Source organism: Kribbella sp. C-35 (assembly GCF_046549195.1).
Taxonomy (GTDB): domain Bacteria; phylum Actinomycetota; class Actinomycetes; order Propionibacteriales; family Kribbellaceae; genus Kribbella.
The window spans coordinates 654,254-668,632 of sequence record NZ_JAJPWG010000002.1 but is presented as its reverse complement, the minus strand read 5'-3'; the positions used below and the strand labels follow the sequence as shown (position 1 = coordinate 668,632).

Below are 14,379 nucleotides of genomic sequence, written 5' to 3'. Positions count from 1 at the left end.
TCGCGCAGTGTTTCAGCTGACCCGCCGTACGACGTACTGGTTTTCTCCGGCCGACACCAGCTCCTGGGAGCGCATCCGGCACCACGCCGGGATGTCGGTCGCGGCGGCCGGGTCGTCGGCCAGCACTGTCACCGTGTCGCCTACGGCAACAGTCGGTAGCGTCTTGGCCAGTTTGATCACCGGGAGTGGACAGAGCAGACCACGGCAGTCCACGTCGACGTTCACATGCCCACCTCCGCCCGGATCCGCTGCACCAGTCCTGGAAGGACAGCACAGAACCGCTGTACCTCGTCGTGGGTCGTGTCCCTCCCGAGAGAGACACGGACGTTGCCGTGGGTCAGTACGCCCATCGCTGCCAGCACGTGCGACGGCCGGAGCGTGCTCGACGTACAGGCCGAACCACTGGAGACAGCGAACCCCTCAGCGTCCAGTGCGGTCACCAGCGCCTCACCGTCCACGTAGAGACAAGAGAACGTGAGGATGTGCGGAAGGCGGTCGTCCGCGTCGCCTACTACTTCGACATCGGGGATGTCCGCGGCCACACGGCGGCGTACCTCGTCGATCCAGGCCCTGTGCTGCTTGTCGAGCTCCTCCGCCTCAGCCAGCCGCGCCTGCAACGCAGCGGCCGCGGCGAGCGCGTTCGGGACGTTCGGGAACCCGGGGGAGAGGCCGTCCTCCCGCTCGTCCATGGGCCACGCCGGTGCGATCCGCGTGCCCTTCTTCACAGCCAGCAGCCCGACACCAGCCGGTCCACCCCACTTGTGCGCACTTGCCGCGAGCACCGACCAGCCTGCGGGTACGACGTCGTGCCCGACGGACGCGGACGCGTCAACAAACAGCGGTACGTCGCCTGCCGCCGCAGCCGCCGCCTCGATCGGCTGACGCGTCCCCACCTCGTGGTTCGCCGACTGCAGCGCAGCCACAGCCACCCCAGGTCGCCGTACGGCGTCTGTGAAGGCGGCCAGCTCGACCCGTCCCAGCCGGTCCACGCCGACCTCGGCGGCCGCCTCACCGGCCGTGTGCAGTACGGCGGAATGCTCGACCGCACTGTGCACGATCGTTGCCCCGACCCGGCTGCGCGCGGCTCGTACCGCGGTCAGGCCGGCCTGGATCGCCGCCGTACCGGAGGTGGTCAGGTACAGCTCGTCCGGCCGCACTCCGACCGCGTCCGCGAGCACCGCGCGGGCGTTGTCCACAAGCAGTCTCGCGGTCCGGCCCTCGTGGTGCAGACGCACCGGATCGGCCCATCCGGAATCGACTGCCGAGAGCAACATCTCCCGTGCGGCAGGGTGCATCGGCTCGGCCGACGCGGCGTCCAGATACGTACGCTCGCTCACAGGGGAAACGCTAAGCCCTACCTATGCGCGGAACCGAGAAACGTGTCCAGTAGTGTTTGGTCGTCAGTCTCACTTGGGAAGGGAAAGGCGCCCCGTGGGTTCGAACGGCACGCCCGGAGTGGAGGAGCGACCGGCAGGTTCTGCCGGCGCCACACGGCCGGCGAAGCGTCGCCTGCTGGTCGGCAGTGCAGTGGTGCTCGGCACCCTGCTGCTGACCGGTTGCTCGACGGCGACCACTGAGCAGTGGAAACGACTCGGTCTGCCCGAGGGCGCATCGGACCGGACCGAGGCCATCCGCAGCCTCTGGATCGGGGCGTGGATCGCCGCCCTGATCATCGGCGTGATGGTCTGGGGCCTGATCCTGTGGGTCGTGGTGCGGTACCGCAAGCGCAACGACGAGGCACCCCGGCAGGTGCGGTACAACCTGCCGCTCGAGGTGCTCTACACCCTGGCCCCGTTCGCGATCATCGGTGTGCTGTTCTTCTACACCGTCGAGCACGGCAACAAGGTCACGAGGATGGACGCCAACCCGGCGCACACCGTGAACGTGGTGGGCCAGCAGTGGCAGTGGACCTTCAACTACAAGGACACTGTCGACGGCCAGCAGGGCGTCTGGGAGACCGGCACGATGGACAAGCCGGCGACCCTGTGGCTGCCGGTGAACGAGTCGGTCCACTTCGACCTGACCTCGCCGGACGTCATCCACTCTTTCTGGGTGCCGTCGTTCTACTTCAAGCTCGACGTGATCCCGGGCAAGACGAACAAGTTCGAGCTGACCCCGACCAAGACCGGCACCTTCGCCGGCAAGTGCGCCGAGCTCTGCGGGCTCTACCACAGCCGGATGATCTTCACCGTCAAGGTGGTCGACCGCGCCGAGTACGACGCACACCTGCGCGAACTGGCCGCCAAGGGCCAGACCGGCGCCGCAACCGGCGGCGCCGACGCCACCACCATTCCCGGTACAGGGGGCGAGAAGTGACCGACTTCGCCGAGCGCACCGGCGCTATCGGTAGCACCAGCGCGCTGCCCCGGCGGCGCAGCAAGGGTGCGTTGCTGGTCAAGTACCTGACCACGACGGACCACAAGCTGATCGGGCACATGTACCTGATCACGTCGTTCGCGTTCTTCCTGGTCGGCGGCGTGATGGCGCTGCTGATCCGCGCCGAGCTGGCCAAGCCGGGCCTGCAGATCGTGAACGAAGAGGTGTACAACCAGCTCTTCACGATGCACGGCACGATCATGCTGCTGCTGTTCGCGACCCCGCTGTTCGTCGGCTTCGCGAACGAGATCATGCCGATCCAGATCGGCGCCCCCGACGTCGCGTTCCCGCGGCTGAACATGTTCAGCTTCTGGCTGTTCCTGTTCGGCGGCCTGATCACGATCAGCGGCTTCTTCACCCCTGGCGGCGCGGCCGACTTCGGCTGGTTCGCCTACGCCCCGCTGTCGAACGCGGTCCGTTCGCCGGGGATCGGCGGCGACCTGTGGATCATGGGTCTGTGGATGGCCGGCCTGGGCACGATCCTCGGTGCGGTCAACTTCATCACCACGATCATCACCATGCGCGCGCCCGGTATGACGATGTTCCGGATGCCGATCTTCACCTGGAACATCCTGGTGACGTCGATCCTGGTCCTGATCGCCTTCCCGATCCTGGCGGCGGCGCTGCTGGTCCTGGAGGCGGATCGAACACTCGGGGCCCATGTCTTCGACGCTGCCAACGGTGGGCCAATACTCTGGCAACACTTGTTCTGGTTCTTCGGGCATCCCGAGGTGTACATCATCGCGCTGCCGTTCTTCGGCATCGTGACCGAGATCCTGCCGGTCTTCAGCCGGAAGCCGGTCTTCGGCTACATCGGTCTGGTCAGCGCGACCCTCGGTATCGCGGTCCTCTCGGTGGCGGTGTGGGCCCACCACATGTTCGTCACCGGCGCGGTGAACCTGCCGTTCTTCTCGTTCATGACGTTCCTGATCGCGGTCCCGACCGGCGTGAAGTTCTTCAACTGGATCGGCACGATCTGGGGCGGGTCGGTCTCGTTCGACACGCCGATGCTCTGGTCGGTGGGCTTCCTGACCACGTTCCTGTTCGGCGGTCTGACCGGCGTCATCCTGGCCTCGCCGGCACTGGACTACCAGCTGTCCGACTCGTACTTCGTGGTCGCGCACTTCCACTACGTCGTCTTCGGCACCGTGGTGTTCGCGATGTTCGCCGGGTTCTACTTCTGGTGGCCGAAGTTCACCGGGCGGATGCTCGACGAGCGGCTCGGGAAGCTGCATTTCTGGTTGCTGTTCATCGGCTTCCACACCACGTTCCTGGTGCAGCACTGGCTGGGCGTCGAGGGCATGCCGCGGCGCTACGCGTCGTACGGCGCCAACGAGGGCTTCACCACGCTGAACGAGGTGTCCAGCGTCGGCGCCTTCATCCTGGGCGCGTCGATGCTGCCGTTCTTCTACAACATCTACAAGTCCCGTAAGACGCCGCTCGTGGGCGTCGACGACCCGTGGGGCTGGGGCCGCTCGCTGGAGTGGGCGACCAGCTCGCCGCCGCCGCGGCACAACTTCGAGAAGCTGCCCCGGATCCGTTCGGAGTCCCCGGCGTTCGACCTGCACCACGCCGACCTGGCGCTGGCGGAGTACCCGGACAACCGGGCCGGCAAGGACAACCTGCTGGACGCCGGTGAGGACGAGGGCCGGGTCGAGCATCTCGAGGAGATCGCCGACGGCGCGACCGAGGGGAAGGACAAGGCGTGAAGGTCGAAGCCTGGGTCTTCGGGATCCTGAGTGTGTTCGTGCTCGTCGTCACGCCGATCTACTGGCTGATGTCCGAGGACCCGACCGGCACCACCGCACTGGTGATGACGTTCTTCCTGTCGCTGCTGGTGGCGTTCTACCTGAGCGTCACCGCCCGGCGGATGGACGCCCGCCCTGAGGACCGCAAGGAAGCCGAGATCGTCGAAGGGGCCGGTGAGCTCGGCTTCTTCCCGCCGTACTCCTGGTGGCCGCTGTGGTGCGCGCTGACGCTGGCGGTCGTTGTCCTCGGCATCGTCTTCGGCTGGTGGCTGTTCATCGCCGGCTGCGGCATCGGCATCGTCACGCTGAGCGGGTTCATCTTCGAGTACTACCGTGGTGACCACGCTCACTAGTTGAGAGTCGTACGAAAAACGCCGTCCGGGAACGAACCGGGCGGCGTTTTCGTGCGTCTGTTGTAGTGCGAAGCGGTACGGAGGGTTGTGGACCGTACCAGTTCGGTACCGTGCGGATGCAAAGAAATGTCGCTGCGGCAGGTTACCCTTACCGCGGTCTGACTAAACAGGGGAGAACTGGGGAATGGTGAGCGGTTCGGTGAGGAAGCACGGCCTTGCCGTGGCGGGGATCTGCGTCCTGCTGCTGGCCGGCACGGCCTGTAGCGACACAGAGGCCGGCGGCGGCAATGGCGGCGGCGGGCAGTCGACCCCCAGTACGTCGCAGAGCAACTCGCCAGGTGCCTCCAGCACACCAGGGACCTCGACGACTCCGTCGGAGACCCCGGCGTCGGCCAGCATTGCGGTCGTGCCCGCCAAGGGCGCGTCGTCGGTGCAGCCGGACAAGCCGGTGACGGTGACCACCACGGCCGGCAAGCTGACCGCGGTGACGCTCAAGGACGACGACGGCGACAAGGTGACCGGCAGCTTCAACGCCGACAAGACGCAGTGGACGTCGTCGCCGCAGCTCAAGCCCGGCGCGTCGTACACGGTGACCGGCTCTGCCGAGGGCACCGACGGCGGCACCGTGCCGATTAGCTCGACCTTCAAGACGCTGAAGGCGTCGAAGAGCCTGAAGGCCTCGGTCGTCCCGCTGAACGGCGAGACCGTCGGCGTCGCGCTGCCGATCCAGATCTTCTGGAACAACCCGGTCAAGGACCGCGCCGCGGTCGAGAAGCGGCTCTCGGTGAAGACCTCGGTCCCGGTCGACGGCAGCTGGCACTGGGTGAACAGCAAGCAGGTCAACTACCGCCCGAAGAACTACTGGCCGGCCGGCACCAAGGTGACCGTCGACATCGGCACCCTCGGCGTCAACGCGGGCAACAACACGTGGGGCACCGCGAGCCGGACCATCGCATTCACCATCGGCAAGTCGGTGGTCACCAACATCAACGTCAAGAAGCACACGATGACGGTGACGATCAACGGCAAGCTGGCCCGGACCATCCCGATCACCGCCGGCAAGGACGGCTTCACCACCCGCAGCGGGGTGAAGGTGATCATGGAGAAGTACACGGTCAAGCGGATGGACGCGGCGACGGTCGGCCTGAAGCCCGGCGACCCGGAGTACTACAACATCCCGGACGTGAAGTGGGCCCAGCGGGTCACCAGCTCCGGCGAGTTCATCCACGGCGCCCCGTGGTCGGCCGGCAGCCAGGGCAGCTCCAACGTCAGCCACGGCTGCGTCGGCATGAGCCTCAAGGACGCCCAGTGGTACTTCAACCAGACCCTCCGCGGCGACCCGGTGATCGTCACCGGCACCAACCGCCACATGGAGCCCGGTAACGGCTGGACCGACTGGAACACCACCTGGGCCGCCTACAAGGCAGGCTCCGCCCTCTCCTGACACACCAAGACGCAACAGCCTCCTCCCCGCATGCCCGCGGGCAGGAGGCTGTTGTGTTTCACGGTGTGTTTCACCCCGCCGGTACGTCGACCAACGCGAAGTCGGCCCTCCGTCGGTGATGACTGTGGTGCCTCGGGGGTGGTTGTGCCCAGGTTGGGCGGGTGACTTCGACCGTTCCGTCGGTGATCGTGACGGTCCACTGACCGTTGTGCAGGTCGACGTGGTGGCGCCTGCACACGAGAACCAGGTTGGAGGTCTTCGTCTCGCCGCCGTCGATCCAGGAGCGCAGGTGGTGCGCGTCGCACATGATCGGCGGGGCTCCACAGATGACGCAGCCCCGGTCGCGGGCGTTGAGCGCGCGACGCATCGCCCGGGTCACCAGGCGTTCGCTGCGGCCCACGTCCAGGGGCTCGGAGTTCGCACCGAGAACGAGCGGGATGATCCTCGCGTCGCAGGCCTGCCGCCGTACCGTGGCGGCCGACAGCCCGTCGCCGTACACCAGCCGGCCGCTCGCGTTCGCGGTCGCCGCCTTCAGGTCCTCGAAGTCGATGGTGACCGTCAGCTGCGCCTTGGCCCCGAACCCGGGCACCACGTCAGAAGCGGAGTCTCCCACGCCAACGTCGGTCTTTTGCGCGGTATCGGTCGCCGCGGCGGCGATGCTGAGGGTGGCAGACAGCGCGTCGGCCTGACGCTTCTCGCGGGAGCGCGGGTCGTGTTCGCCGTCGGCGGTCTTGTGAGGGCGGGCACCGGCGTGGATCAGGGCACGGAAGAGTTCGGCGTTCTCGTTGGCGAGATAGCCGCGGAACTTCACTCCGCGATCCGCCGGCGTGAAGGTCAACGACTCGCGGGCGTAGGCCGTCTCTTCTTCCGGCTCGGGGCCGTCGGTGTCCAGAATGTCCCGCATCTGGTTGCCGGCCTGGCGCAGCTCACTGGGAGACAGGTGCGCGGCGAGCTTCACCAGCGGGCGCTCGGCCGCGTCGAGATCAGCGACCGGCACATGCGACGGCACCCGTTCGAGCGCAGACACGATCGCCTCGGCTTGCGCCGGCCGCAGCAACCACTCGCTCTCGTCGTCCTCAGTGCTGTCGTCGAGGGCGCTGGATACGGCGTGGTACTTCGGTAGGGCCTGCGCGAGGCGGAGCGCTCGGCGAGCCACCGGTGCGTCCTGGCGGTACCGGAACCGCAGGAGCTCCGCGGTGTCACGAGCGCCGAGCTCGGCGGCGTACCCGGTGCTCTCGATCGCGGCGATCACCGCCAACCGATACGTCTCCCGGTGCGCGGCCTCGGCTTCCAGTGCGTCGAGAGTCGACAGCAGTTCGCTGCCACTCATCGACCACACCGGCCGCTCGTCCAGGAGTTCCATGGCATCGACCCTAGAACGCCCGGCCGTCGACCGACGAACCAGAATCCCCTTATTTTGTGGGCAATTCGTGGACCCACACAGCCCACACCTCGTCCGCGTGGAGGGACGGAAGGGAGTGGTGGGTCGCGGTTTCGAGCTGTACGACGGTTGCGGCGGGGGAGACTGTCGTGACTCGGCGGGTGAGGTGAGCTGCGTCGTGACTCTTGCTGTGGCCGGCAACGAAGACCAGTGGTGCCAGGTCTCGCAGCTGGTCGTCGGTGGGGCGTTTGGTGCGGACGAACGGGGTCGACGGCTGTTCCGCGGCCAGGCCGGCCAGTTCCAGGATCTGTGGATCGAGTGGGAGGCCCTGCGTCTCCCAACGCAGGAACGCGGCGGTGCGCTTCCGGGAGGGGCGCAGCAGGCCGGGCAGGGCGCGGAGGATGTACGGAACCCGCAGGCCGGTGTAGCAGTCCGTCGGGTCGAGCAGGGTGAGGTGGTCGACGCGGACCGGGTTAGCGATCGTGTAGGTGAGTGCGAGCCAGGCGCCGTACGAGTGACCGCACAACGCGGCTCGCGTGATGCCGAGGCCGTTGAAGGTGTTGCTCAACCACGTATGCAGGTCGGCCGGCGTCTTCGGCGTCCGACCACTGTTCGTACTGCGGCCCGCGTCGACGATCAGATCGATCGCGTAGACGCGGTGCCGTTCAGCGAGCCGCGGCGCGATCGCGAACCACACCGGCGACGTCGCGCCGTGCCCGGGCAGCAGTACGACGGGAGGTCCGTCAGCGGGACCGCATGCGTTGACGTGGGTCGTGCCGAACTCGTCGGTGAGCTCGAGCTGCTCGACCGGTACGTCCCAGCGGGCGAGGAGAGCGTCGTACGCGTCCTGAAAGCTCATGCTGCCGAGAATAGCTCACTCAGTGAGGTAAAGTATCCGGCATGCGTGAAGGAGTGACACCGGCCGACCCGGAACGGGCCGCCGCACTGGACGTGGTGCACCTGCTCCGGGAGGTCGCCCTGCGGTACGACCTGGCTGTCGCAGAGTTCGCCGGTACGACGGGATTGCACAGGACCGACGTACGCGCGCTCGTACGCCTCCTGGACGCCGAACGTGCCGGGCTGGAGGCCACGCCCAGCTGGCTCGCTCAGCAGCTCGGAATGACTTCTCAGGCGACGACAGCCGTCATCCACCGCCTGGAGGCCGCCGGGCACGTCGAACGCCTCAGAAACCGCACAGACGGCCGCAGCCACCGCCTCCAGGTCTCCGACACCGCGGTAGCCCTCGGCTGGCAGTTCTTCGGGCCTCTGCTGGACCGCATGATCGCGGTGACCACGGCACTCACAGCCGCCGAGCGGACGACCGTCGGCGAGTACCTGACCGAGGTCGCCGAAGCCCTCAGCTGACCGCTTGCGGTCGAACCGGAGCAGATTGCGGCCGCAACCGGTCGACCGGCCCTCCGCGCCCGTAGGCTCGGTCCGTTTCGCTGGTCGGGGGCAGAACTGTGAGGTGACAGTGGCTGAAGAAGTCGCGCCGGGGTACCTGGTCGGCGGGCAGTACCGGTTGGTCGAACTGATTGGGTCCGGTGGGTTCGGACGGGTCTGGAAGGCCGTCGACGAAACACTCGACGTCGACGTGGCGGTCAAGCAGATCTGGTTGTCGCCAAGCCTTTCGCCGGGGGAGCGGGCCGACGCGGTGCGCAGGGCCACCCGCGAGGCCAGGAACGCGGCCCGGCTCCGCGACCACCCGAACATCGTCACCGTGCACACGGTCGTGGTCGACGGCGACTCGCCCTGGATCGTGATGCGGTGGGTCGACGGCCAGTCCCTCGACAGCATGATCCGTACCAATGGCCGGGTCCCGGTCGGCGACGTACGGCGGATCGCGGCCGGGCTCCTGTCTGCGATCGAAGCCGCTCATGCGGCGGGGATCATGCATCGCGACGTCAAACCCGCCAACGTGCTGCTCGGACCACAGGACGAAGTGCTGCTGGCCGACTTCGGGATCGCGGTGCATCCGACCGATACGACCGTGACCGCGACCGGGATGTTCATCGGATCGGCGGAGTACATGGCGCCCGAACGGCTCCGCGGATCGGACGAGCCGGCCGGTGACCTGTTCTCGCTCGGCGTGACGCTGTACCACGCGGTCGAGGGTGTGTCGCCGTTCCACCGCACCACCGCGGCCGCGACGATCACCGCCGTCATGTTCGACGACCCACCGGAACTGCAGCACGCAGGCGACCTGGCGCCGCTGATCACCGCACTGCTGGTGAAGGATCCGGCGGACCGGCCTTCGATCGGCGCTGCCCGTCAACTGCTCGGTACACCGACCGTCAAGCTCGCCCCGCCGCCGACGAAGAAGCTTCCCCCGCCCGAGAGGTCGGCGCCACCACAGAAGCCCGTCCAGCAGCCGGCCACGAACGACAAGAGCTCAGGCACCAGCGGGGCGCTCCAGCTGGTCGTCTGGCTCGTGCTGGCCGCCGTGGCCTTCTACGTCTACCCGAAGATCATCTCCCCTGCCGTGGCTGAGAAGGCGCCGGCCTCGGCTGCGTCGATCACCGAGGGACACGTCGGCGACTGCGCGGCCCCGGCGGAGGAGGTGCCGTCGTACCGGAAGGTCCCGTGCTGGTACCGATCGGCCGACTACAAGCTGCTGTCGATCGAGCGCGTCACAACCGACAAGCCGTGGGTGCCCAGTGACGAGGAGGCCGCCTGTGCGGGCGTTCCGGGATGGGACGCCGGCACCACGGACAGTGTGAAGAGCGGCGACCAGTGGCTGGTGTTCTGTCTCGGCAACAAATAGCAGAAGGGCCTCCGGCGAGTGCCGGAGGCCCTTCTGGTGCTCGACGTCAGGAGCGGTCGCTGGTGACCTCGCGATAGGTCTCCGTGTCCTCCGTCAGCTCGTGGATCTCGTCGGCGTCGTGAGCGTGTTCGTGCGCCTCCTCGATCTCCTGAGTGGTCGGCTTCTGCACCGCGTCGGCGAAGTAGAAGCGGGACAGCGCGGCGCGGGCCTTGTTCAGAGCGCGACGCGGGGCGCGGACGCCGTTCTCGTCGGTCTCCGGGCCGATCTCGTGCGGCACGAGCCGGTCCCGCGCGGTGAGCGAGTAGGCCTCGTACGTCGAGATCGGCTGGTGCTTCTCGGTGTACTTGCCCTCGGGGGAGCGCATGATCACACCGGTCTCCAGACCGTGCATCAGCCGGTCGTGGTCGGCCCGCTGCAGCGAGATCGCCCAGCGGCGCGCGATCCAGAAGCCCAGGATCGGGCCGAGGATCACCGCGAACCGCAGGAACCAGGTCACATGGTTCAGCGACAGGTTGAAGTGGGTGGCGATCAGGTCGTTACCGCCGCCGATCCACAGCATCGCGTAGAAGGTGATGAACGCGACGCCGATACCGGTCCGGGTCGGGACGTCCCGCGGCCGGTCCAGCAGGTGGTGCTCGCGTTTGTCACCGGTGATCCAGCCCTCGATGAACGGATAGAGCGCGACCAGCGTGACGAACGCCGGCGGGACGATCAGCGCCGGGATGATCAGGTTCCAGCTGAGGGTGATGCCCCAGAAGTGCGACTCGAAGCCGGGGAATATTCGTACCGAGCCTTCCAGCCAGCCCATGTACCAGTCAGGTTGCGCACCCGCGGTGACCTCGGCCGGGTTGTACGGCCCGTACAGCCAGACCGGGTTGATCTGCATCAGTGCGCCCATCAGGGCGGTGATGCCGAAGACCACGAAGAAGAAGCCGCCGGCCTTGGCCGTGTACACCGGGAACAGCGGGTAGCCGACCACGTTCTTCTGCGTCCGGCCGGGACCGGCGTACTGCGTGTGCTTGTGGTACACGACCAGGAACAGGTGGGCCGTGACGAGCGCCAGGATGATGCCCGGTATCAGCAGCACATGGACGATGAAGAATCTGGCGACGAAGTCGTCGCCCGGGAACTCACCGCCGAAGATGAAGAAGTTCATGTACGTGCCGACCACGGGTGACGCCTGGATCATGCCGTTGGTGATCCGCAGACCGGTACCGGACAGCAGGTCGTCGGGGAGGCCGTAGCCGAGGAAGCCCTCGATGATGCCGAGGAACAGCATCCCGAAACCGATCAGCCAGTTCAGCTCGCGCGGCTTGCGGAACGCGCCGGTGAAGAACATCCGCAGCAGGTGCACCATCATCGCGGCGATGAACAGCACGGCCGCCCAGTGGTGGATCTGCCGCATCAGCAGACCGCCGCGGACGTCGAACGTGATGTCCAGCGTGGAGGCGTAGGCCTCCGACATGTGCAGACCCTTGAGCAGGCTGTACGAGCCCTGGTACTCGATCTCGGCCATCGAGGGCTTGAACCAGAACGTCAGGAAGGTGCCGGTCAGGATCAGGATGATGAAGCTGTAGAGCGCGATCTCGCCCAGCATGAAAGACCAGTGGTCCGGGAAGATCTTCCGCAGGTTCTTCTTCCCGATCTTCGCGATGCCGAGGCGATCGTCGACCCACTTGACCGGTCCAGGGAACTCTGTGCTTGTTGACACTGTTGTCACCCTCGTTCGAAGAAGCTCGGGCCGACCGGCTCGTGGAAGCCGCTCTGCGCAACCAGGTAGCCCTCACTGTCTACTGCCAACGGTAGCTGAGGCAGCGGGCGGGCAGCAGGGCCGAAGACGACCTTGGCGCTGTCGGCCAGGTCGAAGGTCGACTGGTGGCACGGGCAGAGCACGTGGTGCGTGGTCTGCTCGTACAGCGAGATCGGGCACCCGACGTGGGTGCAGATCTTCGAGTAGCAGAGGATGCCGTCGATGCCCCAGTTCTCCCGGCCCGGCTTGGTGCGGATCTCGCTCGGCTTGATCCGGACCACGATCACCGCGGCCTTGGCCTTGGCGTTCTGGTACTCGGAGGAGCTCTCCTCCTGCAGCGGGGCCAGGTTCGCCGGCGCCGCGTTGACCAGCTGGCCGACGACCAGGTCGGACGGCTTGATCGGGCGGTCGGTGACGTCGTTGACGACCCGAATGCCCTTCGCCCAGATCGTGTTGTAGAGCGCCCGGCCCGGCAGCGGGCCGAGGTCGCGGAGCAGGATGACGGCCGGCAGGCCGAGGACGCCCAGGGCGCCGATCAGCGAGTTGCGGATCATCTTGCGCCGACCGAAACCGGACTCCTCCGCACCTTCCTTGAACGCCTCGGTGATCTCGGCGATCTGCTCCGGCGAGGAGTGCGCGGCGTGCCGCTCCTCGGAGATCTCCTCGTCGACCATCAGCTTCTTGGCCCACTGGATCGCGCCCGCCCCGATCAGGAACAGCGCGAGCCCGATGCACAGGCCGATGACCATGTTGTTGGCGTTGCCGGACAGCGGGCCGAACACCAGGATCGAGTCCCGCGGGATGGCGAAGTACGCCACGCAGGACCCGATCACCAGCAGCGTCGCCAGGCCGAACATCCCCGACACCTGGCGTTCGACGCGGTCGGCCGCCTTCGGGTCGATGTCGGTGATCCGCGGCTCGTGCGTCTCGATACCAGGGTCCGGGATCGGTTCGGCCACCTCGACGGTGCCGTGCTCGTCCTCCGGCTTCACCGGCAGTTTGTCGTCGTTGCTCATTCGGCCTTCGCTCCCTTGGCCTTGACGCCCTTGGCGCCGATCCAGACCGCTACCGCCACCAGCAGGCCGATGCCGACGAACCAGCCCCACAGGCCCTCGGACACCGGGCCGAGCCGGCCGAGTCCGAAGCCGCCCGGATCCTTCTGGCTCTGCAGGGCCTTCAGGTACGCGATGATGTCGCGCTTGTCCTCCGGCTGCATGACCTGGTCGGAGAAGACCGGCATCTGCTGCGGGCCGGTCAGCATGGCCTCGTAGATGTGCTTCTCACTGACGCCCATCAGCGACGGCGCGTACTTGCCGTTCGGCAGCGCGCCGCCGCGACCGGCGAAGTTGTGGCAGGCCGTGCAGTTGGTGCGGAACAGCTCGCCGCCGCGGGTGACCTGCTCGTCGGTGGCCTTGCTCACGTCGTACGACTCCGAGCCCGGGACCGAGGGGCCGGGGGCGAGCGAGGCGACGTACGCGGCCAGGGCCTCGATCTCCTCCTCCGAGTACGCCGGGGCCTTGCGCGGGATCTGCGCGCCCGGCTGCATCGCCGGCATCCGGCCGGTGCCGACCTGGAAGTCGACAGCAGCCGCGCCGACGCCGATCAGCGACGGGCCGGCCATCTTGCCCTCGCCGTTCCCGCCGCCCTCGGCGTTCAGGCCGTGGCAGCTGGAGCAGCCGACCGCGAAGAGCTTCTTGCCCTCCTCGATCTGCTGCGACTGGGCCGAGTTGTCCGCCACCGCGTTGTCAGGGGCGAAGGCGGCGTACGCCGACCCCACTGCCAGGAGGCCGAACAGGAGCACGACGAGGCCGGCGGACCGGTGCCGTCGTCGCGCGGAGAGAAAGCGCGCCGGTGACAAGGAAGGTCTCTTCTCACTCATTTGAGCAGGTAGATGGTCGCGAACAGGGCGATCCAGACCACGTCGACGAAGTGCCAGTAGTACGACACGACGATCGCCGAGACGGCCTGTTCGTGGGTGAACTTACGAGCCATGTACGTCCTGGCCAGGACGAACACGAAAGCGATGAGGCCGCCGGTCACGTGCAGACCGTGGAAGCCGGTGGCCAGGTAGAACACCGATCCGTACGCGTTCGACGAGATCGTGATGCCCTCGTGCACCAGCTCGGCGTACTCGGTCACCTGGCCGGCGATGAAGACCGCGCCCATCAGGTACGTGAGGATGAACCACTCACGCATGCCCCAGGAGCGGATGTTCAGCACCGAGCCGGTCCGGCCGACCCGGCCGTGCTCGGCCGCGAAGACACCGAACTGGCAGGTGAAGGACGAAGCCACCAGGACCGTCGTGTTCACCGCGGCGAACGGGACGTTCAGATGGTGCGTCATGACCTCCCACAGCGTCTCCGTGCCCGGAGCGGCTGCGGCGGTCGTCACCGACCGGATCGTGAAGTACGCCGCGAACAGGGCGGCGAAGAACATCAGTTCGCTCGAGAGCCAGACGATCGTGCCGACACTGACCATGCTGGGACGGTCGTGGTGTCCGTGTTCACGAGACGCTGGGAGCGCGGTTGCAGTGGCCACGCGGTCATTATGTCGGTCCTCGTAT

General features: G+C 67.2%; 14 protein-coding genes. 6 read left to right on the top strand and 8 right to left on the bottom strand.

Going from position 1 to position 14,379, the window contains the following annotated elements; all coding sequences use genetic code 11:
- Positions 1–12: 12 nt before the first annotated feature.
- Together ACLJOO_RS15775 and ACLJOO_RS15770 are read right to left on the bottom strand one after the other, a co-directional pair.
- Positions 13–225 carry a sulfurtransferase TusA family protein gene (locus tag ACLJOO_RS15775; protein WP_410787891.1) on the bottom strand — a complete coding sequence of 71 codons (213 nt, stop codon included), beginning with the start codon at positions 223–225 and terminating at the stop codon, positions 13–15.
- Positions 222–1,337: a cysteine desulfurase family protein gene (locus ACLJOO_RS15770; protein WP_410787890.1), complete on the bottom strand. Its 1,116-nt coding sequence runs from the start codon at positions 1,335–1,337 to the stop codon at positions 222–224. The genes ACLJOO_RS15775 and ACLJOO_RS15770 overlap by 4 nt, the downstream gene beginning before the upstream one ends.
- A gap of 94 nt (positions 1,338–1,431) precedes the next feature.
- On the opposite strand from ACLJOO_RS15770, the gene coxB reads away from it, so the two are divergent.
- From coxB to ACLJOO_RS15750, 4 genes are all read left to right on the top strand, one after another.
- Positions 1,432–2,316 carry a cytochrome c oxidase subunit II gene (gene coxB, locus ACLJOO_RS15765; protein WP_410787888.1) on the top strand — a complete coding sequence of 295 codons (885 nt, stop codon included), beginning with the start codon at positions 1,432–1,434 and terminating at the stop codon, positions 2,314–2,316.
- The gene (gene ctaD / locus ACLJOO_RS15760) at positions 2,313–4,085 is read left to right on the top strand and encodes a cytochrome c oxidase subunit I (RefSeq protein ID WP_410787887.1); all 1,773 of its coding nucleotides are present in this window, start codon (positions 2,313–2,315) and stop codon (positions 4,083–4,085) included. Before coxB ends, ctaD begins: the two co-directional genes overlap by 4 nt.
- Complete coding sequence (locus tag ACLJOO_RS15755) at positions 4,082–4,477, top strand: cytochrome c oxidase subunit 4 (protein WP_130380095.1); 396 nt, start codon at positions 4,082–4,084, stop codon at positions 4,475–4,477. Before ctaD ends, ACLJOO_RS15755 begins: the two co-directional genes overlap by 4 nt.
- Before the next feature lie 199 nt (positions 4,478–4,676).
- A complete protein-coding gene (locus ACLJOO_RS15750; RefSeq protein ID WP_410787886.1) occupies positions 4,677–5,921 on the top strand; it encodes a L,D-transpeptidase in 1,245 nt (414 codons plus the stop codon).
- Between the two features lie 70 nt (positions 5,922–5,991).
- On the opposite strand, the gene ACLJOO_RS15745 is transcribed toward ACLJOO_RS15750, so the two are convergent.
- Together ACLJOO_RS15745 and ACLJOO_RS15740 are read right to left on the bottom strand one after the other, a co-directional pair.
- Positions 5,992–7,284, bottom strand: a complete 1,293-nt coding sequence (locus ACLJOO_RS15745) for a DUF222 domain-containing protein (RefSeq protein WP_410787885.1) — start codon at positions 7,282–7,284, stop codon at positions 5,992–5,994.
- Positions 7,285–7,333: 49 nt separating this feature from the next.
- Positions 7,334–8,161 (bottom strand): alpha/beta fold hydrolase, encoded by an 828-nt coding sequence (locus ACLJOO_RS15740; protein WP_410787884.1) that lies wholly within the window; start codon positions 8,159–8,161, stop codon positions 7,334–7,336.
- Positions 8,162–8,202: 41 nt separating this feature from the next.
- On the opposite strand from ACLJOO_RS15740, the gene ACLJOO_RS15735 reads away from it, so the two are divergent.
- Together ACLJOO_RS15735 and ACLJOO_RS15730 are read left to right on the top strand one after the other, a co-directional pair.
- Positions 8,203–8,667 carry a MarR family winged helix-turn-helix transcriptional regulator gene (locus ACLJOO_RS15735; protein ID WP_410787882.1) on the top strand — a complete coding sequence of 155 codons (465 nt, stop codon included), beginning with the start codon at positions 8,203–8,205 and terminating at the stop codon, positions 8,665–8,667.
- 109 nt (positions 8,668–8,776) lie between these two features.
- Positions 8,777–10,066 (top strand): serine/threonine-protein kinase, encoded by a 1,290-nt coding sequence (locus ACLJOO_RS15730; protein WP_410787881.1) that lies wholly within the window; start codon positions 8,777–8,779, stop codon positions 10,064–10,066.
- Between the two features lie 46 nt (positions 10,067–10,112).
- Here ACLJOO_RS15730 and ACLJOO_RS15725 read toward each other — a convergent pair whose 3' ends face one another.
- Genes ACLJOO_RS15725 through ACLJOO_RS15710 form a run of 4 tightly spaced genes read right to left on the bottom strand, consistent with a single transcriptional unit; the run spans position 10,113 to position 14,354 of the window.
- A complete protein-coding gene (locus ACLJOO_RS15725) occupies positions 10,113–11,786 on the bottom strand; it encodes a cytochrome b (RefSeq protein ID WP_410787880.1) in 1,674 nt (557 codons plus the stop codon).
- Complete coding sequence (locus ACLJOO_RS15720) at positions 11,783–12,832, bottom strand: Rieske 2Fe-2S domain-containing protein (protein ID WP_410787879.1); 1,050 nt, start codon at positions 12,830–12,832, stop codon at positions 11,783–11,785. The genes ACLJOO_RS15725 and ACLJOO_RS15720 overlap by 4 nt, the downstream gene beginning before the upstream one ends.
- On the bottom strand, positions 12,829–13,695 hold the full coding sequence (locus ACLJOO_RS15715; RefSeq protein ID WP_410787878.1) for a c-type cytochrome: 867 nt from the start codon (positions 13,693–13,695) through the stop codon (positions 12,829–12,831). The genes ACLJOO_RS15720 and ACLJOO_RS15715 overlap by 4 nt, the downstream gene beginning before the upstream one ends.
- A complete protein-coding gene (locus ACLJOO_RS15710) occupies positions 13,692–14,354 on the bottom strand; it encodes a heme-copper oxidase subunit III (RefSeq protein WP_410787877.1) in 663 nt (220 codons plus the stop codon). Before ACLJOO_RS15710 ends, ACLJOO_RS15715 begins: the two co-directional genes overlap by 4 nt.
- Positions 14,355–14,379: the final 25 nt, after the last annotated feature.